Genomic DNA, 20,921 nt, shown 5'->3' on the forward strand with positions numbered 1-20,921 from the left:
CCTTGTTTTGCATGGATGTGACTGATGAACCAACGCAGTGGACTCAAGCTTTCGCAGCAACTTCAGGAACTCTCATCGTTGGTGGGCGGCAATCCGAGCCAGATCAAGAGGATGCTTGAAAATCTTGGCGTGCGGGTCTCGGCAAGCGAGTTGAATACCCTGTCACAGGCCGGACTCTTCGATTCAGACGAGGAATTCGATGCCACGCTGGCCGAGCAGTGGGCAGAAAAGTTCGATGCCCACTACGACGCGGCGCCCGAAGAGTTGGTCAGCGTGGCCCAGGAATTCGACTTTGACGTCACCGAAATTTATACCAACGGCGAAATCCACGGCGTCTGCCGAACAGAGGGGAACGTCTATCCGGTCTTTGCCAGGACATCGAGAACTGGTCCGCCGGCAGGCTGTGGGTGCCCGCGTTCGCAAGGCAGCCGGCTCTGCGTTCACGGGGTGGATTTTGGCTGGTACCTAGTCGGTGAACTCTATGATGAGTCGAGTCTGCTCTGCAAACGCGTCAACGCTGAACGGTTTTCACGAGGCAAGCCGACCTACGAGCACTTTCAGCCGGACCCGACGGCGCGAATTTTTCATGAATTTGATACGGCGTTGCAGCGTATCGAGGATTCGGGTGAGCAGCCATTCGTCCAAGCCGATACGCTCGCTCTACGCGAGCCAGCCCTGGCCGGTCGCTTGGCCTGGCGGGTCGAGGTGGATGATGACGCCATCGAGGTGTACCCGGTCAGTCAGCAGCCGAAGAAACGCGGTAGCGGTTATACCAAGGGCCGCCGTATCAAAATTCAGACGGCGATGTACGAATCGGGACTGCAGCGGAGTGCTCAGGATCGCCGCGTTTTTGACCACGTCAGTATCCAGGAGAGTTACTACAGCTACCGCAATGAATGGGAACTCGATTCATTCGCGGCACTGCAGACTTTGGTCGATGCAACCAACGTGTTTTTTGATCAAGGCCTCGCCACGATTCGGCACGACGATTTTGAATTCGAAGTCACGCCCGTCGACGATCAGTACATGATCATTCCTTTCATCGCCGCGGACAGTGACGAACAGCAACAAAGCCATCGTGAGACCTCGATTTCCGCATTCCGCGCTAAGCGGGACGGTGTCCCGGTGGAGCGATCGATCCAGGTTGCCGCCAACCGTGACGGCGTGGTGCTGCGTTTGGATGTCGGGCGGCAACTGATTTCATTGATTGAGATGGATCCGTTGGAAGTGCCGGTGATGTTGATGCTGCTAAGGTTTCCTGGGGTGGCCGCCGAGCATGGAGGCGAGCTCGTCAAGCGACTCAAACCCTTGCAATCACGATTCACGATCCGGTTGCCCGAAGCATTATTAGGGCCGATCGTGGACGTGCCCTCGCAGCCCGTCGTGCTGTTGCGTAGCAATGCTGATGGTGCCCTCGACGTCGCCCTGCGGATTCGCGACACCGAGGGCCGGGTTCGAGTCCCCGGCAGTCGACCGGCGGTGAGCGTCGGTGATCAAGATGGCAAGCCCGTTCAGAGGCGGCGTGATATCGCTCGCGAAATCCAGCAATCGCAGTGGCTGGCCGAGACGCTCGGTTTTCGCTTCTACGAATCCGATGACTCGATGGAAGGTGAGCGTTTTGCTGCCCATATCACCGATTTCGGTGATGCATTGAACTTGATCGAACGCTTGCAATCGTGGTCCGGCGGCGCAGAGGAATCGGCCATGATTGATACTGATTTTGCGGACATGCCCGCCCCCGAGGTGCTCTGGGATCGCAACAGTGAAAAGCCCGTCTCGGTGCTCGGAAGCATTTCCAGCAACAACGTGCGTGTCGAGATCCACCGCAAGCGGGATTGGTTTGGGATCTCTGGTCAGTGCGAAGTGGGCGATCGAAAGATCGATCTCGGGGAGCTGTTAGAAAATCTGTCGGCAGAGGATGCGGGTGCTATCCACGGTGATTTCATTCGTCTCAAGGATGGGCAGTGGGCACGGATCGGCGAGAAGTTACGGCGCCGGCTGCGGCGTCTGCGTGATGCGACCCATGCCGATCGCAAGACGATGAAAGTCGATGCGACCGCGGCTCCCGCGATCCGTGATTTTCTCGATGATGGCGAAATTGAATTCAAAGCCGTCAAGGCGTGGCAGAAGTGTCTCGATCGGCTCGCCCGCGCCGAATCACTCGATCCGCAATTGCCCGCTGGGCTCGACGCCGATCTGCGTGACTACCAAGTCGAAGGATACCGCTGGTTGCGGCGACTCGCCGAGTGGGGCGTTGGCGGCGTGCTCGCTGATGACATGGGCTTGGGCAAGACACTGCAGACTCTCGCCGTCCTGCTCGATCGCAAAGACGAAGGCCCCGCCCTGGTGATTGCGCCCACGAGCGTGGCGTTCAACTGGATTCGAGAGACCGAGCGTTTCACGCCGGGACTGGCTGTGCATCTGTACCGCGAAACCGACCGTGCGGAGTTTCTCACGCACGTCGGCCCGGGAGATGTCGTCGTTTGCAGTTATGGTTTGGCGTTGCGTGACAAAGAGGCCCTCGCGGGTGTCGAGTGGGGCACGATGGTGCTTGATGAAGCCCAGGCGATCAAGAACAGCCGTAGCAAAACATCCAGGGCGATTGCTGAGATTCCCGCAGCATGGACGTTGGCATTGACGGGCACGCCGGTGGAAAATCACCTCGGTGAATTGTGGAGTCTGTTCCACGTCGTTTCACCGGGGGTGTTTGGCGGTTGGGAGCAGTTCCGCAAGCGATTCGCGCTGCCGATTGAAAAGAGCAATGACGAAGCGGCGCGGCTCGGGCTGGCCGAACGACTCCGCCCCTTCGTGTTGCGACGCAAGAAATCGGAGGTCCTCAGAGATCTTCCGCCGCGAACGGAAATGAATCTGTACGTGGATTTGTCCAAGGAAGAACGGGCCGAATACGAGCGCGTGCGGCTCGAAGCGATCGGCGAAGTTGACCAGTTGGAGGCCACCGTGACGACGCAGGATCAGCGGTTCCGCATCCTGGCGTTGCTGACGCGATTGCGTCAAATCAGTTGTCATCCCAAACTCGTCAACGCATCATATACCGGCGACGCAGCCAAGCTCGTTCAGCTCCGTGAAACGCTGAGCAACCTCAAGGAAGAGGGGCATCGAGCGTTGATTTTCAGTCAGTTCACCCGGCATCTGGCGTTGATTCGTAGTGAACTCGAGCAATCCGGGTTCACGTACGAGTATCTCGACGGATCGACACCGGCCCAGGCCCGCCAGGATCGCGTCGATGCGTTCCAAAACGGATCCGCTGACGTGTTTCTGATCTCGCTCAAGGCGGGCGGCACGGGACTGAATTTGACCGCCGCCGATTATGTCATCCACATGGATCCGTGGTGGAACCCAGCGGTCGAAGACCAAGCCACCGACCGCGCTCACCGGATCGGCCAAGACAAACCGGTGATGGTGTACCGGATCATCGCCCGCGGCACGATCGAAGAAGAAATCTTCGCTTTGCATGAGACCAAACGGGACTTGGTCGCCGGCGTGATGGAGGGCACCGCTGCGGCCGCGAAGCTGAACAACGACGAGTTGATTGCGATGCTGCGGAAGGGGTAGTGCGAACGACGGCACAAAAAATCGCTCGAGCCTTATCGTGTTCACTTCCCTCGCAGGTGAATCGTTCGCGTTGCAGGATCGACTGAGTCAACTGCCAGAGAGCGGTCGCCCCCCGCTCTCTCGGCGATCTGGTCGACTGGAGCCATCTGATAGAGCCACACCTCCAGTTTTGATCCCTCCTGGCTCGACTTCCAAAATCTCGGTGGGGCACCCCCAGTGAGCCGCTTGAGGATCCTCTCGACGTCGCCGATTTTGCTTGTGTCGACGATGAAATGAACCACGTCGGAACTTGGAAACCCAAGTGGGTTAGGAGTCTCGACAACAGGCGTCCGCGAGGATATCTCCGGTGGAGGAGTCGGTCGCCCTGCCCTTCGAGGCGGCACGCGAAAAACGGGGTCGGTTGGCGGCATCGCTCCGCCTGAATTCACACCGGGATTCTGAACCGCTGAAACCACGAGGATTAAAAACATTAGGGTGCACTGGAGTGCATACCCGCCGGCAATCGTTCGCGCTAGCCCGATCAGGTACCACAACGCAATCACTGCCGCAATTGACAGCGGAACTAACAGGAACACCGCCACACCCCCGCCGGTGATCCCGCTGAAGTCGAGAGAGGCACCGCCATTGGTCCGTCGCATTGCCTTGACGATCGCCAAAATTACGATAATTGCGACGCCACCGGAGCCGATCGTGGCCGCGGATTGCAGGAACAACTCGCCCGCTTTCCCCAGGGCACCAAACACTCGCCGCATGACGTAAAAGCGAGGGATGAAAAGCAAACCAACGACGATTGCCCCCAGTACGATTTCCGCTATCCCAAAAATTAAAAGCGGCCAGGGCGCGATCACGCTCGCCACCAAGGTCGCCACCGCGAGCACCGAGACGGTGAGCGCTAGCCAATATTTCTTGAGGAGAGATCCGATCTGGATCGTCCCCTGCGGGCGGGCTCGAGGGCGAGGAGTCGGTTGTGCAGTTGAGAAGGCTGCATTTCCAGCCTCCTCGCCAACCGCTGGAAAGTCAAACGGATGTGGCTGCGCCGTTTTCGGTGTCGGCTTCGTTTTATCTTTCGTAGGTCGAGCACGCGGTTGTCTCGGTGCCGCTGCGCCCGATGCAGACGCAGGCGTTGTCGGCTGAGCTTTCGTGGGCTGTTGCGAAGACGCCCTGGCTCGCGTGGCAAATATTCGACCACATAACGGGCATTTGGCCTGCTTCCCCAATAACGATTCATTCAGGGTGAGCGGTTTCTCGCACTGGGGGCAGCGGACGCGGATTGTTTGCGGTTGCTCAGTACTCATTGCTCACATTCATATCAAAGCCGCTTAGCATCGCATGAAGAAAAATGGACGTCGCCACGCTCGCCAGAGCGTGGGACCTACCGCCTGGGACCCACCGCCTGGCGACGGTGGCTACGGGAGAATTCGTCACTTGTTGTTCACGCGATGCTAACTTCCATAACACCGAGCGAAAAAATCGATAGCAATCCGTTTCGCCATCTTCGCTCGATCGTGATATTCTTCCAATTTGTATAGCAGATTGGCACTGTGTTGGGTTGTGGCATCGGATGCGGAGATGGCTTGGCAGACAGACGTGGATGGCGTGTCGGCGATCGTTCCATCGGAGACCAAGAGATTGTTCATGACGGGTGACAAGGAACTCTCGGTAAGTAATGCCCAGTTGTCTTGGCTCCTTTTCCTGGCGTTCCCTCGCCGCGTGTGGTTGAAATGAGGAGTTGTCCCGCTTTGGCGACTAGCCGCGGTTGGGGCGAGGAATTTTGGCTTGCGAGGGATTGATGCCCTTTTGTTTCTTGCCCGCGCGACGGCCCTTTCCGCGGCCGCCTGAGCTCTCGCTCTTTTCGGGCAGTTCGATTTCCGAGAGCGGTTTGCCGATGTGGTCGCGGAGTTGACCGACCCGGTCACGGAGTCTCGCGGCGCGTTCGAACTCGAGATCCTCGGCTGCTGACATCATCTCTCGCTCGAGTGCCTCGACATACTCCAGCGTGATGTAGGTGATCTCGCTTTCCGCCGTCGCCTCACGGTGCGCGGCACGATGTTTGGCCGCATCCGATTCGATTCCTGCGCGAACGGATTTGAAAATGGTTTTGGGGACGATTCCGTGTTTTTCGTTGTAGGCGTGCTGGATGGCGCGGCGACGTTCGGTTTCATCGATCGCCAACTGCATCGAATTTGTCATCTTATCGGCGTATAAAAACACCCGTGAGTTCGCATTCCGGGCGGCACGACCAATCGTTTGAATCAAACTGGTTTCGCTCCGCAGGAATCCCTCTTTATCAGCGTCGAGAATCGCAACGAGAGAAACCTCGGGGAGGTCGAGGCCCTCCCGCAACAGGTTCACGCCGACGAGGCAATCGAATTGGCCGGTCCGCAATTCTTGCAGCAGGTCGACACGTTCAAAGGCATTCAATTCGCTATGCAGCCACCGGCACCGCACCGCTTGTTCTTGGAAATAGTTTGACAGATCCTCCGCCAAGCGTTTTGTGAGCGCCGTGACGAGAACCCGCTCGTTCCGCGCCGCACGCAGACGGACTTCTTCGAGCAGGTGATTGACTTGGCCGCGGGCCGAAACGACTTCTACGATCGGGTCGAGCAATCCTGTGGGGCGAATGATCTGTTCGACGACTTCGCCACCGGTGCGTTCGAGTTCGTAGTCGCTCGGCGTGGCGCTGACAAAACAAATTTGCCCCGTGCGTTCCACCCACTCATCAAACTTCAGTGGCCGATTATCCAAGGCACTCGGCAAGCGAAACCCGTGTTCGACGAGCGTGGTTTTGCGACTACGGTCGCCCGCGTACATCGCGCGGACTTGCGGCACGGTGACGTGGGATTCGTCGACAAATGTGAGCATATCTTCGGGGAAGAATTCGTAGAGCGTATCCGGGGTGGCACCGGGTTCCTTGCCCGAGAGCGGTCGCGAGTAATTTTCGATGCCTGGGCAATGGCCGACTTCGGCGAGCATCTCCAGGTCGAATTTGGTACGGGCGGACAAGCGTTGGGCCTCGAGTAACTTGCCGCGGCTTTGGAAGACTTCGAGTTGCTCGGCGAGTTCCTCCCGAAGCGATTTCAACGCCGCTTGAATGCGGTCTTCGGGCATCACGAAGTGCTTGGCGGGGTAAATGTAAAGGTCGTCGACCGTGCGGATCGTCTCGCCCGAGAGCGGCTTGATGAGCGAAATTCGTTCAATTTCATCGCCCCACATTTCAATGCGGAAGGCGAACTCCTCGTACGTCGGCCAGATTTCGATGGAGTCGCCCCGGACTCGGAACTTGCCCCGTTCGAACGCGAAGTCGTTGCGGTCGTACTGCACGTCGACGAGTTTGAGCAGCAGATGATCACGGCGTGTCTTTTCGCCGCGATGAATGTCGATCACGAGTTCCTTGTAGTCCTTCGGGGAACCGAGCCCGTAGATGCTGCTGACCGAGGCCACGATGATCACATCCCGGCGGCTGACCAGTGAGCTGGTCGTGGCCAATCGGAGGCGGTCGATCTCTTCGTTGATCGACGAGTCCTTCTCGATATAGACATCCCGCTGGGGAATGTAGGCTTCGGGTTGGTAGTAGTCGTAGTAGCTGACAAAATAGTGGACGGCGTTATTGGGAAAGAATTCCTTGAATTCGCCGTAGAGCTGAGCCGCGAGCGTCTTGTTGTGGCTGAGGATCAATGTCGGTCGACCCAGATTGGCGATCACGTTAGCCATCGTGTAGGTCTTGCCCGTACCCGTCGCCCCGAGCAGCGTTTGAGCGGGCTTGCCCGCCAGAAAACCGGCTGTCAATTTCTCGATCGCAGCGGGTTGGTCCCCCGAGGGGGCGAACGGTTGATTGAGGTCAAACTGGGCGGCGGGGAGGGATTGCGTGCTCATAGCGACTGATTTTACCGATTCGGGGTGGCTGGCACAGGCTAGATTCTTTACCGCCCGTCCGAGAGTCAGACGGCGGGCACTAACCCGCACGTGGTGTCCTCGCTCCAGTCCCTGCTCTTGGTTGATCGCACAATACCACGCGTCAAGAAGCGAAAAACCAAGAAATCCAAACAGCGGTTCCTCGCCGGCGAAGGCACGGCGGGGTGCCTTCGATACCCAGTGTGGGCATGAGGATCGCGTCCAGGCGACGGTTGAGTCTTATGAGCTGGCTGGTTCTGCCGCGGCCAGTCGGGCGTCTTCCTGGCGGGCTTCGTCGACACGGTACATTTCTTGCCAAGGCAATTGGATGCCGCCGTCGATGGTCAGCGTGCTGCCGGTGACGTATTGGCTGCCAGGATCGCATAGGAAGACGACGCCGCGGCCGATTTCATCGATCCGTCCGAGGCGTCCCCACGGCAGTTTGGAGGCGCGATCTTGCAACGTTTCTTCGGTGAAGAACTTGCGTTCGCCAGGGGTGTCGATCCAGCCCGGGTGGATCAGGTTGACGCGAATCCGGTGTTGGGCCAATTCGACGGCGGCGGTGCGGGCCATCTGGTCATTGGCTGCCTTGGCCATGTTGTACGCCATCGCGCCGGGCATTGCGATTTTGGCGTGGGGGCTGCTGATGACGACGATATTGCCGCCGGCTCCCGCGTCGACCATCTTTTGGGCACCTGCGCGGACGAGGTGGAAAGCGCCCCACATGCTGACGTCGATGGTTTTTTGAAACTCACTGAGGTCCGACTCCAGCATCAGGTGCCGGTCGCTGTAGGCGGCGTTGCTGACGACAATATCCAGCCCGCCCATTTTCTCGGTCGCCTGGTCGATCAATTGCTCGACCGATTCGCGGTCGGCCATGTTGGCGGGCAGCGTGTGGGCGGCGACTCCGTGTGCGCGGCACTCCGCGGCGACTTCGTCGGCTTCGCCAGCATGCGAATTGTAATTGATCGTGACCTCCGCTCCGGCTTGCGCCAGGGCCACGGCGATCCCGCGACCGATCCCGCGCGAACTGCCTGAGACGATCGCCCGTTGGCCTTGGAGCGGTTTGGAGGGGGCGTTGGGTTGGGTTTGTTCAGCAGTCATGGGAAAATACCGGATCAAAACGAGGGCAAAAAACGACCGATGACGTATAGATTAGCGAGAATCGAGTCGGGGTCGAGCAGGTTTGCCGGGGGGCGGCAAAAAAAGAAAACTCATCCAGCGCGGCAAGGGGCCCCGCGTGAAATTGACGGTGCGGGGCGAGGCTGCGACGCGAGTCGCTCGGTGGCGAAAGATTTCACGCTCCTGAGGAGCGTGGCCGACCGAAAAAAAATATGAAAGTGGTTAGACGCGGGCTCGAACCGCGGACACCGGCCTTTTCAGGGCCGTGCTCTACCAACTGAGCTATCTAACCAGAACAATTTGCCCTCCGAGTAGGATACAAACAGTTTCGATCCTGTCACCGGGTGGCTTTTTTGTTCAACTAAGTAGAAAACTACGCTATCATGTGGGTCCCCGTCAATCGGCCCCACCACTCTTTTTTTTTAAGCGACTTCTCATGGGCACGGCCGCACCCCCAAATTCGAACCCCGACACGACCAAAGTTCTCGACGCAGAGGACGCTGCCAGCAGTGAAAACGGGAAGTCCCGCAAGTCATCTGGTGCGGCGAGCGCGAGCGCCAAGGTCGAGCTAAGCCCCGCACAGGCCAAGCGGTTGGCCGAGCGTGAATCACTGCGGACGAGCAAGTTCGACGCCGTTTCGTCGCTGTTTCTGGCAGTGATCATGTTTCTCGGCGTGTTCGTGTTCATGTTGTTTATCGTGTGGTTAACGATGCGGATGCCCGAACGTGTGAAACCGATCGAGCCCATTATCGAGAATGCGGCGGGGCGCGCGGACAACGCGGAGGGCTTTGAACGCGATTTCGAGCCACCGGGGGCGGAAGAGGTCGAGGAATTGACGGAACCGACCCTTCAGGACACGATCGAAGCGGTCACCGATGCGGTCAGCAGCGTGGCGGCGTCACTCGATACGATGAACACCAACGCGTCGGCGAGCACGTCTGGATCGGGCAAGGGCGACAGTCGCCCGCCGGGGCCCGAGGGCGAGGGCGAAGACATTGTGCCGCGTTTTGAACGCTGGCAGCTCAATTTCTCAGCCAAGAACATCAAGGCCTACGCTCAGCAACTGGATTCCTACGGAATTGAACTGGGGGCGATCGGCGGTTCACAGGGCGTTGATTACGCTTCGAATCTCTCCACCCGGCCACAGTCACGGCACAGTGATGACAGCAAGGCGGAAAAACGGTTGTATTTCATGTGGACGACCAATAGCCCGTTGAAAAGCTACGATATCCAGTTGCTCGGCCAAGCCGGGATCACCACCAACGGAAGGCAAATTATTAAATTCATCCCCCCCGACCTCGAAAATCAGTTGGCGCACACCGAACTGGAGTATGCTGCCGCTAAGGGCCACAAGAGCGTCACTGAAATCGCAAAAACTGTTTTCCAGAGCAAACCGGCCGGAGGCGGCTTTGCATTCGAAGTGACCGAACAACGTTACCGAAACAAACGCTAGGCAATGGCTGAGCAATAAAATGCGTCGAATCGGCGGTGGCGACCGTCGCCAGACGGTGTGATCCACGTTTTGGCGAAGGTAGCTACTCTGGTGATCCACGTTTCGGTGATCCACGTTCTAGCGAACGTAGCTACTCTGGTGATCGATGTTCTGGCGAACGTCGCGAGCCCGTGCAAGACTGTCTGAACCCTCTCCTGTGAACCTCCTTCTCTGAACCCTAAGTAGGATTTGACCTTGTTACTTTTCGCTGCCGCTGACCTCTACACGATGATTTCCAACTCCACCTACGGTGCGTTGGCGATCGTGGCGTTGTGGGGGCTGTATCAAATTGTCATCGTGTGGACCCGTGTAGCTCAAAAACGATTTAAAACCGAAGAGCAACAGGATGCGTTCATGGACGATTGTGAGCAAATGCTCAAAGTTGCCGATTTTGAGGGCGTCGAGGAATACTGCGAGGGCGACGTCCGCGCGATCCCGCAAATGATGCACATGGCGATCGATAATCGTGGCGAAGGTTTCCGCCGGGCTCGCCAGATCATGATGGACCGGTTCCAGCGCGACGTGATGAGCGATTTGGAGTACCGGCTCAGCTGGGTCAGCACGGTAATCAAGAGCGCGCCGATGATCGGGTTGTTCGGGACCGTGTTCGGGATGATGGGTGCGTTTAAGACGCTCGCGACGGCCGAGAGCGTCGAACCGTCCTTGTTGGCCGGCGACATTCAGGTGGCACTCGTGACGACGGCCAGCGGTCTGGCGATCGCCATCCCGTTGATGATTCTGGTCGCATCGGTGAACATTCGCATCGCCAAAATGGAAGATCTCGTCGGTTCGGGCCTGACCCGGTTCTTCGAAGCTTTCAAAGCGGGCTTGGCTGTCGCCGCCACGCGTCCGGCTCCCGCGGCAACCGAACCCGCTGCCGAAGAAGCCACCTACGCGGAAACCATGTAAAGAGTAGACCAGCATGAGCAATGAGCTAATCGACGACGACGATGACGAGCTGGATGGCGTTCCACCTCGTGAGAAACGCGAAGAAGAGGAGATGGACATCACGCCGATGATCGACATCACTTTTCTGCTGCTGATCTTTTTTGTGGTGGCGTCAAAAATGGACCCGTCCCAGACCGGCAATATCCCCGAAGCCCAGAACGGCTTGGCGATTTCAGCCAAAGATTCGGCCATCATTTTTATCGAACCCGCGGGCGGTGACGCCCCTGCGATATTGAAACGCCGCGATCAGAGTGAGTTCAGCAAAGACGAAGAGGCCCAGGCGACTGAGATTGTCCAGTACATCACCGATGAGCTGGAAAAATCGATCAGTAAGAACAAGGACCAAGTGATGCTGCTCGGTGACGGTCAGGTCAAGGTTTCCGAAGTCACCCGCGTGCAAAAAATCATCGGCGATGAGTTCACCGACATGCAGTTCACCTACATCGCCGTCAAAGAAAAATAAAAGAGGAAAGTCATCGAATGTCGATCAGTGTCCAATGCCCGTCGTGCGACATGCGCCGCAAAGTCAACGAACGGTTGGCCGGGCGGACGATTCGTTGCCCGGGGTGCGATCAACCGCTGACGATCCCCGCGATCACGGCAGCGGAGCCGCTCGAGCAGGCCGGTCTCGAGGTGCGAGAGGGCGATGCGCGAGAGGACGATGCACGGCAGGACGATGGGATCGTGGAGGCGATGCCTGTGGTGGCCGCCGAGCCCGTGTTGGCCGCATCGTCACAATCCGGGCCCGGTAACGCGGCGAGCGCTACGCCGAGAGTTGCCTCCGAGCCGCACCACGCCGAGCACCCACCCTCGGCCCTGCTGCACGATGAAGAGGATGACGCATTGCCGCCGCGGAAAAAACGCGACGATGGTGAGCTCGACATGACGCCGATGGTGGATGTGACGTTCCTGTTGCTGATTTTTTTCATGGTGACGGCGAGTTTCAGTCTGCAGAAATCCATCAAGATGCCGAAGCAGAATTCGGACTTGCCGAGTATGTCCAACGTCAAGGAGCCCACCGAGGAGCTCGATCCCATTGAGTTGGAGATCGAAGAAAACGGTAGTTTTCTCGTCCTCGCGGCCGATTGGGAGCGGGAAACGCCCGGCAAACAGAACCTGATCAGCGCGCTCAAACAAGCCATCGGGGCGAACAAGGATGGCATGCGGTTGGACATCAAAGTCCACGAGAACGCCAAGCTGCAAATGCTCGTCGACGGCATGGACGCCGGCACCATCGCTGGCTTTCAAGAAATTCAAGTCGCCGAGGTCGATGGATTCGATTGAGGGCGACGAACCGCCGCAGCGTCAAGCTAATAGCTTCGGGCTACTGGCTTTCCTTCTCCACATTGGCTGTCCACTCATTTGCGAGCAGCTAATCTCTAGTAGCTAAAACCCATGAGCATTCTATCTCCACGTCGCGAACAGGTTGACACTGTAAACGAAAGTTCGCAGGTGGAGGCCGAGCACGCACCGTCACGGCCCAGACGCGAGGAAGGCGAACTCGACATGACACCGATGGTGGATGTGACGTTCCTGTTGCTGATTTTTTTCATGGTGACGGCGAGTTTCAGTCTGCAGAAATCCATTCGTGTGCCGAATCAGGATTCCGATCTCCCCAGCCCCAACACGCCCGTGGAACCGCTCGATACACTCGTTCCCGTCACCGTAAACGTCGACGAGAACGGTGGTTTCTTGGTGCTGGCCGCTGACTGGGAACGAGAAGCGTCCGGCAAACAAAAGTTGATCACTGTGCTCAAACAAGCCATCGGGGCGAACCAGGACGGCATGCGGCTCGATATTAAGGTACACGAGAACTCCCAACTGCAAATGCTCGTCGACGCTATGGACTCCGGCGTCATCGCGGGCCTCCACGATATCCACGTCACCGAAGTCGTCAGCTTTGATTAGGCGGCGAAACGCCGATTAGGCGGCGAAACGCCGCAGCGACTCGCTTCCGATTTTCACACTCTCTTCTCTTTGCTCTTCACCACATTTCTATCCTCTTCGCCTGTGGAGCTAGACGCTACTAGTTCGACGCTAGTAGCTGACAGCGAACAGCCAATAACTTTTTCTTTATGCTTGCTAACGAACTGATTGACCGCTTGGAACGACGTGGTTTGCTTGACCAAGAAATTATCGAAGCTCTCCGCGAACAATTGACAGAGGGCGGTGCCCGGGTGACGCCCGAAGCGGTCGCGAAACTGCTTGTTGACAATGGACAGTTGACGCGGTTTCAAGCGTCCAAGTTGATTGGTGAGCTCCGTAGCCCTGATTACGAAGATGTGGTCGAGGCGGTCGATGTCGACGATGATTTGACGTCGATCGGGGGCGATGACGATGTGATGATGATCGATGAGGTATTCGATGCCGAGCCGTTGGATGCCGAACCGGTCGAGGCGATGGCAGTGGAAGCCGAGCCCGTCGAAGCGGTTGCGGTTGCCGAGGGTGTCGAGGGCGAACGACCGCGGCCGAAGCGACCCTCAGGCCGGGTTGCGCCTCCGGAGCACAAGTCGGTTTGGGATTCGTTCAAAATCTACGGATATCTGGGCATCATTGGATTCTTGGCCATCGCGGGATATGGATTCTATTTCATCCTGAGCAAAGCCAGCGCCGACGACGTGATCGATGCTGCGAACAAGCAGTACGACAGCCAGAGCTACCAGCCGGCTCAAGACGCCTACATTTCGTTCTTGGCTCAGTACGGTCAAGACAATCAGTATTCGTCGCAGGCTCGAACACGCGTGGGGATGTGCGAGATCTACCGTAGTTCGCAGATGACCGACCCGACCGAAGGTCTCCACAAAGCCAAGGAGGTATTGCCTCGGATCATTGACGAGCCCGCGATGAACGACGAACGCGGCAATCTCGGGGAGCTGTTGGTGGACATTGCCGAGAACATCGCTAAGGAGGCTGGCAAAGCGACCGAGACCAGCGAGAAGCAGCAATTGCTCGACCAGCTCGACGAGCAGTGGACTCTCATCGACAACCCGAACTACATGTTGACGTCGATGAAAACCACCCTCGAGGGGCGGCTGCTGCAAGTCACCGAGGCGCGCAACCGTGTCAAACGCGATATCGTTCGCAACATCCGCTTAGACGAAACGGAAGCGGCCATGAAAGAGGCCCTGGCAAAAAAAGAAACGAAGGATGCGTATGACTTCCGCAAGGCCCTGTTGCGTGATTTCCCCGAACTCGCCGCCGATCCACGTTTAACCGTGCTCGTTGAGGAGGCCAGTGCGATCCAGGAGACCCTGCTCGCTCCCTCCAAGAACAAACCGGAATCGATCACGACGCCGATCGAGGGAGGCTCGCTGAAGTCGATCGTGTTGACCAACCGGGTTGAGCTCAAGCCGCCTGTGCCGGGATTGCAAGATGAGATTTTTTACCTGCGTGCTGGGGGCAGCGTGCTCGCCTTTTCTGCCTACGACGGTCAATTGCTGTGGCGGAAATTCACGGGCTACGGTGAAGACCATACACCGATTCGGCTCGATGACGGGAGGTCGGTGCTGCTCACGGATCTCAATCAGAACGAGGTTCAGAGTTATCGCGGCAAAGACGGTCAGTTGCAGTGGCGATTGAAGGTCGGCGAAACATTCGTCGAACCCGTCGCGGGGAAGGATTCGATCTTGATCTCCGTTCACTCGGGACGCTTGATCTCGCTGGATTCAGAAACCGGAGATACGAACTGGGTGACCGACCTGCCCCAGACCATCAGCTCGCCGGCGGGCATCGACGACAAACTCAACCGCATTTACCTGCCCGGTGATCACAGTAATCTGTATGCGATCGATGCCAACACAGGAAAAAGTGTTGAGAGTTTCTACACCGGACATGAAGAGGGAACGATTGCCGTCGCCCCGGTGGCGTTGCTCGGACACCTCTTTGTGATTGAGAATGCTGGCTCGGATTACGCGAACTTGCACGTGCTGCGAATGGACGAAAAAGGCGGCGGTTTGAAAGTCGCTCAGCAACCATTCCGCTTGACCGGAAACGTGCTCGTGCCGCCCGTCATCCAACAGCGCCGGATGATCGTGCTAACCGATCGTGGGCAAGTCGCGGTGTTTGACATTGAACCGACCGCCGAGGGAGAGCAAGTCTCCAAGATCGCTGAGCAGGTCGCGTCCTACGACAAGCCCACGCTGACGGATATGGCTGTGGGCCGCAGTCAAATGTGGATCACGGGAACGCGGTTGGGACGTTATGAGCTGCAGATCAATACCGGCCGTGTCGTCTTCGATTGGGGCAAGGATGAAGGGGATACGTTCATCGGCCAGCCACTGGCGACGGAGGATCTGTTGATCCATGCCCGCATCCTGCGTGGCACGTCGGCCATTCGGGTTACCGGTGCGGTGCCCAAGACCGGCGACGAAATCTGGCGGACGGATGTGGGCACGCCGATTTCGATGTTGATCAAAGCCGACAAGGGGTTCCATGCTGTGACCAGCCAAGGGGCGTTGTTCCAGCTCGATCTGGAATCATTCAAGAGCGGTTCGACCCAAGGACCGATCGAGAATCCGGGGGCGAATTCGATCTCGATGAACTTCACCAACCCCATCACGATCGATGGCAATCGCCGCGTCTTTCTCAACGAGTCCCAGCCCAACGAGTCGATGGTGTACGACCCCACCCGCCGTCGGGAAATCTTGCGGAAGGTCACCTATCACTTGTCCGATCCCAAGCCCGTCGGTGTGGGAATCTACAGTGGTGGCGGCATGTTGTTGCCGCTGGATTCCGGACGCGTCGTGCTGATGAACTGGGAAACCGGTGCGTCCAAAGGTGCTCCTTTTCAACCTGCGAGCAATCCCAGCCCGGACAACACGGTGACCTGGTCGACGCCGGTTCGTGTCAGTAGCGATGCCGATCAGGTGCTGCTGACCGATAGCCGCAAGAAAATATATCGGATTCGGGTTGGCGACCAAATTCGTGAACTCTCTAGCGTCGATTTGAAGGCTCCTTTTCTCCGCAAAACCATCGGCGTCGGCACGGTCTTCGTCGGTGGTGTGAGTGGCCCTGCGGCCGATTTCTTGGTCGGTTACGAAGAAGAAGGTTTGGCGAAGAAGTTCGAGAAACTGTTGGATGGTCGAATCCAATGGGGCCCGTCGCTGGCGACCACCGAAGATGGGGAGGAGTTAGCGATGTTGATCACGAATGACTCTGTCCTGCGAGCGTTCTCAGCGGACGGTGAGCAGGTGTTTCAGACCCCGATGCCCGTCGCAGGGTTGCCCGTGGACGATGTCGTGTCGATCCAAGGCCGCTGGATTTTGACTGGTGTCGACGGCTGGCTCGTCGCAATCGACCCCGCCACCGGTAAGGTGCTCGGCACCACGGAGCTGGGCCAGCCCCTGTCCGCCAGCCCACTGCCGGCGGGTAACCAATTGTTCGTCCCCGGCGCCGAGGGCGTGGTCTACATCACCAACATCCCCGGCGAGAATTGATTATGTCCTGGTATTCTTTCATGCACGTGTTCTCACCACCTCACACGATTTTCGTCAAAAACATCGTTGCAGCCGCTCTGATTTGCGGATCGGTGGTGTTTTTCGGATCGGCATGCACGCACCTGCAGGCGGAGATCATCAACTACGCGGAGGTAGGCCGCCCCGAGGATCCCGGGCTGGAACTCCTCCAGGAAGACCCGCACGACCTCATCTTTTTCAAACAGGATGCCGGCGGCGGTTGGGTCAAGGCGAGGCTGCTCGATTTGCCCAACCGCGAGATGCCGACCAATGCCAAGGGCCAATTGAAATTTCGCATCAACGGCATCGAAACCAAAGACTTCGTTGCGAAGTGGGATGAGATTGAGCTGATCGACTTTTGGGAGAAACGTCTCGAGCGGGAAACCGCCGATCGCATCAAAGCTGGTGACTTCACCGGTGCGTATCCGTTTCTGTCGGTGCTGATTCGCGATTACCCCAATCGTCCTAATTTGCGGACACTGCGCTCGGAGTATCTGCTTCGTGATGCGCTCAGCCGCTTCAAGAAAGGTGAGATTGGCCCCGCCTTAGCGATGCTGGAAGAACTCCATCGCTATGCACCGGAGTACAAGAGCGACTCGGTCATTTCGGGGATTGGAATGACGACGGACCGTTTGATGCAAAAGCTGATGGACGAGCAGAAGCTCGAGTTGGCACAGCAGCTCCTCGCGAGATTGGAGAAAGACTACCGTGGTCAGAATCTGGCGTCGATCAAGAAATGGAACCAAACTTTTCTTGAGATGGCGCAGGAGCGACAAGATGGGGCGATCGCAGCGTTGAAGGCAGAAGACTTTCGCGAGGCCCGTCGGCTTTCGCGGGAGAGTATCCACCTGAAACCATCGATCCCCAACGGCCAGGAACTCGTTCGCAAAATCGACCAGATCTATCCGCTCGTGAATGTCGGCGTGCTGCAAACCGCCAAGGATCCCGATCCCACGCGTTTGGACAATTGGGCGGCGCGGCGAGCGGGGCGTTTGCTCTACCGTGTGCTGTTCGAGATGCAGGGTGCGGGGCCGGAAGGTGGCGAGTATGACTTCTTGTTCGGTGAGACCGAACAGAGTGCCGACCGCCAGGAATTTAAGATGCTGTTGCAGCCCGAGAAGCTGGAGCCGCCACTCAATCGGATCAACGGATTTCTCGTTGCTGATCGCTTGGCCGAACGCGTCGACCCTGGTTCGCCAGTATATTTCTCACCCTGGGCGGCGGCGATCAAGGCCATTGGGCTCGATGGGCCCAAGGAGATTGACTGTCTGTTGCGGCGTCCCAACGTGTTGCCGTCCGCATTGATTCAGATGACCGTTGACGGCAGTTGGTTCGGCGGGGAACCGGGGTCGCCCACCGGGGATTATCGCCGCGATGTCGTCGAGGGCGACGTGGTCCGCTATACGCTCGTGGGCAAGCAGCGAACTGCGACCCAGCCCCGTGAGATTGTGGAAATACGTACCGAAAGCGCTGCCGATGGGGTGGCTAAATTGCTCAAGGGCGAAGTCGACGTGCTCGACCAATTGTTTCCCGCCGATGCCGTTCGTCTGGAAGGTAATCGGAAGATTCGTGTGGCGAAGTATCCGTTGCCCAGTGTGCATATGCTCGTCCCCTGCAGCGACCATGCGTACTTGGCCGAGCGAGCCTTTCGGCGTGCTCTGGTCTACGGGACGAACCGAGAGGACATCCTTGCGGGCGAACTGCTCGAAGGTCTCGAGGTACCCGGTTGCCGAGTCTTGTCGGGGCCCTTTCCCGCTGGACTGGAGCAGAACGATCCACTCGGCTACGCATATGATCAATCCATCGCACCCCGCCGTTACGAACCGCGGCTGGCGAAGCTGTTGATCACCATGAATGCCAACACGCTCGAGAGTCAGGCCAAACGCAAAAATGAGAAGGTCCCCGAGCTGAAACCCATTCGGCTGGCCCACCCCCCTGAGAACCTGTCCCGTTCGGCCTGCGAAGCGATCAAGAGCCAGTGGGAGTTGCTGGATTTAGTCGTTGAGCTAGTGGAGCTGCCGGTTGGAAAAGCGTTTCCGGACCCGGGGACGGCGGACCTTGCCTACGTCGCCGCGGCGGTATGGGAGCCGATCATCGACGCGCGACGCGTACTCGGCCCCGAGGGCATGGCCGGCAGCACGGATCAATTGGTGGGTTTGGGATTACGGCGATTGGAGGAATCCAAGAACTGGAAAGATGCCCGTGACCGATTGCTCGATCTGCATTACATCGTGCATCATGAGTTGCCCATCATTCCGCTTTGGCAATTGGTCGATTCCTATGCTTACAACCGCAATCTTCTCGGCGTTGGATCGGACGTCGTGTCGTTGTACCAGAACGCTGAAAAATGGAGGCTGAGCCAATGAACCGCCGCATAAGTTTGGCCATCGCGGCCTCGATCGTCATCCTCACGCTCGGCAGTTGGACCGGTGCGTTCGCCCTCGCGCCGGTGGCCGATGCCGTCGATGCCGAAAACAACACGTCGGCGTCCTCCGCCGAGCGTGTCGCTTCCGCTGCGGCGGACGGTAACGAAACACCAGATCCCCTTGCCGAGATAGAGGAGCGTCCGGAAGAACCGCCCCCGTTCGACTTCTCACCGTACCGCGTGCTGATTTGGATCGCCTCGGACAACCCCCGTATCAATGCGGAGTCGCTGCGGGGAGACCTGATGAAGTATCTCGATCGAGATTTTCGCTCGGTGTGGCGCACCGTTATCGCGGATGCGCCGCCCGGGGTCGCTTCGATCGCCCGTCGTGACCTCGCGTCGATCACGTTTGACTCGATTGCCGCAGCGGACCCCGTGATCGCACTGAAACGCGACCATCCCGATTCGGTACGCGTTCACTTCGCCTCCGACGCGGGGCGTTTTTTGAAGCAAATTCTCGGTACACAGGGGCGCGTCCAGGATGTCCTCCGCCGCATCGAACAGGATCCCGAATCAAAAACCACGCCCGCCAAATTTGCGTGGAAGGCCAATTTACATCCCATCTCGGGGGATGCCGTCGACCTGCGTGAGATGTGGAGCGACGAATCGACCGAGGCGATGTTGGTATCGCGGGGCATGGGCGATTCGCTAACCGAACCCGATGCCAAGCTCATTGTGCCACCGCTCGAAGGACAGGTGATCGAGGCGATCGAGCAATTCGATAAAATCTATGTTGTGCGATTGCAAACCAGGGTCGCGCCGGCAACGGTCGATGTCGTCGAGCTCGACACGCTGATGCAGTACTTCGGTGACGTGGTGCACCACGAGATGATCTCGCTCAACGATGTCGCGATGTCAGTCGGCGTCGCCGTGCGAGACGCATTTTCGCCCGTCGTCCGCATTGACGATGCCGGAAGAAGCTCGGCAGTCGGGTTGGTACGGGCCGCCGGTTTGGCGCTCGACCCCGACTCTCCCATTCATCTGCGTGTCGGCGAAGTGCTCGTCCCACTGGTCCGCAAAGATGATCGCAATGGCCGCCCGCTCACGCTCGGTCCACTCGATTTTGCGTCATTGTATGTCACCGAAAAGACCGAGAATTCGGTCAATATGGATTTTTATACAGGCCGCATGACCACGTTGCAGGGCCGCAAGAACAATCGTACGCATCGCATGGGGATACGACTCAAACCTCGCCGTGAGAGCACGATGCTGCGGCTGCACGCCAAGGGGAAGCCTAACGAACCGTTGATCGGCTACGAACTCTACGACAAGGAACTCGATAGTACGAGCATGACGTTCGTCGGACGCACCGACTGGAATGGCCGGTTGCACGTTGGGAAAATTGATCGCCCGTTGCGTTTGCTCTATGTCAAGAACGGTGGCGCCGTCCTGGCGAGACTGCCGATCGTTCCCGGTCAACATGAACTCGTTGTTGCCGATCTCGCCGGTGACGACATGCGACTGCAAGCGGAAGCCTACATCCGCGGCGTTCAGAATGCGATCGTCGATCTGGTGGCCATTCGCGAACTCTTCAAAGCACGCATTCTGATGCGGATCAAGGAAGGGAATTTGAAGGCTGCCGATGAACTGCTTGAGACCCTGCGAAATGAACCGTCCAACGAGAAAATCGCCAATGACATGGGCGTCAAGCAGACCATGTTCCTCAAAGAGATCGGGCGGAATCCCAATCAACAGCGCAAAGTTGATGAAATGTTCAGCGAGACCCGAGAGCTGCTGTCCAAACAGATCAACCCTAGGATCATTAATGACCTGGAAATCGCATTGATCGAAGCCAAGGCGGGCGGCGAGACGCCCGCGACAGACGGAAGTCCAGATGCGGAGGAGTCGGTGAAGGACGAGGCACCGCCTGCCGCAGCAGGCGAGGCAGAAACCGAACCGCCACCCGCAGGCGTTATTGAGCCAAAGTAGGGCCCGTTCATCCGAAGGGGGCGCAGCATACCGGGACAGGTTTTTCAGACATCGCTCTCGCATCCAGTGCTCTTTGAAAAATGCGTCC

General features: G+C 58.0%; 13 protein-coding genes and 1 tRNA gene. 9 read left to right on the forward strand and 5 right to left on the reverse strand.

Annotated elements, in window-relative coordinates; translation table 11 throughout:
* Positions 1-24 precede the first annotated feature (24 nt).
* Entirely contained in the window at positions 25-3,573 is a 3,549-nt protein-coding gene (locus SH410x_RS03665) for a DEAD/DEAH box helicase (protein WP_473674725.1), read from the forward strand.
* A gap of 41 nt (positions 3,574-3,614) precedes the next feature.
* Here the strand turns inward: SH410x_RS03665 and SH410x_RS03670 are convergent, their stop codons facing one another.
* From SH410x_RS03670 to SH410x_RS03690, 5 genes are all read right to left on the reverse strand, one after another.
* The gene (locus tag SH410x_RS03670; protein ID WP_473674727.1) at positions 3,615-4,868 is read right to left on the reverse strand and encodes a zinc ribbon domain-containing protein; all 1,254 of its coding nucleotides are present in this window, start codon (positions 4,866-4,868) and stop codon (positions 3,615-3,617) included.
* A 147-nt stretch (positions 4,869-5,015) separates the two neighbouring features.
* Positions 5,016-5,210 carry a hypothetical protein gene (locus tag SH410x_RS03675; RefSeq protein WP_473674729.1) on the reverse strand — a complete coding sequence of 65 codons (195 nt, stop codon included), beginning with the start codon at positions 5,208-5,210 and terminating at the stop codon, positions 5,016-5,018.
* Between the two features lie 109 nt (positions 5,211-5,319).
* Positions 5,320-7,446 carry an excinuclease ABC subunit UvrB gene (gene uvrB / locus SH410x_RS03680; protein WP_473674731.1) on the reverse strand — a complete coding sequence of 709 codons (2,127 nt, stop codon included), beginning with the start codon at positions 7,444-7,446 and terminating at the stop codon, positions 5,320-5,322.
* A 258-nt stretch (positions 7,447-7,704) separates the two neighbouring features.
* Positions 7,705-8,568 carry an SDR family NAD(P)-dependent oxidoreductase gene (locus SH410x_RS03685; protein ID WP_473674732.1) on the reverse strand — a complete coding sequence of 288 codons (864 nt, stop codon included), beginning with the start codon at positions 8,566-8,568 and terminating at the stop codon, positions 7,705-7,707.
* A gap of 237 nt (positions 8,569-8,805) precedes the next feature.
* Positions 8,806-8,878: transfer RNA gene (locus SH410x_RS03690), tRNA-Phe, on the reverse strand.
* A gap of 144 nt (positions 8,879-9,022) precedes the next feature.
* Between SH410x_RS03690 and SH410x_RS03695 the strand changes: the two genes are divergently transcribed.
* The 8 genes from SH410x_RS03695 to SH410x_RS03730 all read left to right on the forward strand — a co-directional run bounded on the left by SH410x_RS03695 (position 9,023) and on the right by SH410x_RS03730 (position 20,833).
* Positions 9,023-10,039, forward strand: coding sequence for a hypothetical protein (locus tag SH410x_RS03695; protein ID WP_473674734.1), 1,017 nt, complete (start codon positions 9,023-9,025; stop codon positions 10,037-10,039).
* 267 nt (positions 10,040-10,306) lie between these two features.
* Complete coding sequence (locus tag SH410x_RS03700) at positions 10,307-10,987, forward strand: MotA/TolQ/ExbB proton channel family protein (RefSeq protein ID WP_473677235.1); 681 nt, start codon at positions 10,307-10,309, stop codon at positions 10,985-10,987.
* 13 nt (positions 10,988-11,000) lie between these two features.
* Positions 11,001-11,489: an ExbD/TolR family protein gene (locus SH410x_RS03705; RefSeq protein WP_473674737.1), complete on the forward strand. Its 489-nt coding sequence runs from the start codon at positions 11,001-11,003 to the stop codon at positions 11,487-11,489.
* A 17-nt stretch (positions 11,490-11,506) separates the two neighbouring features.
* On the forward strand, positions 11,507-12,310 hold the full coding sequence (locus SH410x_RS03710; protein ID WP_473674739.1) for an ExbD/TolR family protein: 804 nt from the start codon (positions 11,507-11,509) through the stop codon (positions 12,308-12,310).
* Positions 12,311-12,421: 111 nt separating this feature from the next.
* On the forward strand, positions 12,422-12,934 hold the full coding sequence (locus SH410x_RS03715) for an ExbD/TolR family protein (RefSeq protein ID WP_473674741.1): 513 nt from the start codon (positions 12,422-12,424) through the stop codon (positions 12,932-12,934).
* A 167-nt stretch (positions 12,935-13,101) separates the two neighbouring features.
* Positions 13,102-16,461 (forward strand): outer membrane protein assembly factor BamB family protein, encoded by a 3,360-nt coding sequence (locus SH410x_RS03720; protein ID WP_473674743.1) that lies wholly within the window; start codon positions 13,102-13,104, stop codon positions 16,459-16,461.
* Positions 16,462-16,463: 2 nt separating this feature from the next.
* Complete coding sequence (locus tag SH410x_RS03725; protein WP_473674745.1) at positions 16,464-18,845, forward strand: ABC transporter substrate-binding protein; 2,382 nt, start codon at positions 16,464-16,466, stop codon at positions 18,843-18,845.
* The gene (locus SH410x_RS03730) at positions 18,842-20,833 is read left to right on the forward strand and encodes a hypothetical protein (protein WP_473674747.1); all 1,992 of its coding nucleotides are present in this window, start codon (positions 18,842-18,844) and stop codon (positions 20,831-20,833) included. The genes SH410x_RS03725 and SH410x_RS03730 overlap by 4 nt, the downstream gene beginning before the upstream one ends.
* Positions 20,834-20,921 lie beyond the last annotated feature (88 nt).

Source organism: Rhodopirellula sp. SH410, from assembly GCF_055811895.1.

Excerpts from the sequence above, each read along its gene's own strand:
- SH410x_RS03665 (WP_473674725.1), top strand. The coding sequence starts at position 25 with ATGAACCAACGCAGTGGACTCAAGCTTTCGCAGCAACTTCAGGAACTC.
- SH410x_RS03670 (WP_473674727.1), bottom strand. The coding sequence starts at position 4,868 with ATGAGTACTGAGCAACCGCAAACAATCCGCGTCCGCTGCCCCCAGTGC.
- SH410x_RS03675 (WP_473674729.1), bottom strand. The coding sequence starts at position 5,210 with ATGAACAATCTCTTGGTCTCCGATGGAACGATCGCCGACACGCCATCC.
- uvrB (WP_473674731.1), bottom strand. The coding sequence starts at position 7,446 with ATGAGCACGCAATCCCTCCCCGCCGCCCAGTTTGACCTCAATCAACCG.
- SH410x_RS03685 (WP_473674732.1), bottom strand. The coding sequence starts at position 8,568 with ATGACTGCTGAACAAACCCAACCCAACGCCCCCTCCAAACCGCTCCAA.
- SH410x_RS03695 (WP_473674734.1), top strand. The coding sequence starts at position 9,023 with ATGGGCACGGCCGCACCCCCAAATTCGAACCCCGACACGACCAAAGTT.
- SH410x_RS03700 (WP_473677235.1), top strand. The coding sequence starts at position 10,307 with ATGATTTCCAACTCCACCTACGGTGCGTTGGCGATCGTGGCGTTGTGG.
- SH410x_RS03705 (WP_473674737.1), top strand. The coding sequence starts at position 11,001 with ATGAGCAATGAGCTAATCGACGACGACGATGACGAGCTGGATGGCGTT.
- SH410x_RS03710 (WP_473674739.1), top strand. The coding sequence starts at position 11,507 with ATGTCGATCAGTGTCCAATGCCCGTCGTGCGACATGCGCCGCAAAGTC.
- SH410x_RS03715 (WP_473674741.1), top strand. The coding sequence starts at position 12,422 with ATGAGCATTCTATCTCCACGTCGCGAACAGGTTGACACTGTAAACGAA.
- SH410x_RS03720 (WP_473674743.1), top strand. The coding sequence starts at position 13,102 with ATGCTTGCTAACGAACTGATTGACCGCTTGGAACGACGTGGTTTGCTT.
- SH410x_RS03725 (WP_473674745.1), top strand. The coding sequence starts at position 16,464 with ATGTCCTGGTATTCTTTCATGCACGTGTTCTCACCACCTCACACGATT.
- SH410x_RS03730 (WP_473674747.1), top strand. The coding sequence starts at position 18,842 with ATGAACCGCCGCATAAGTTTGGCCATCGCGGCCTCGATCGTCATCCTC.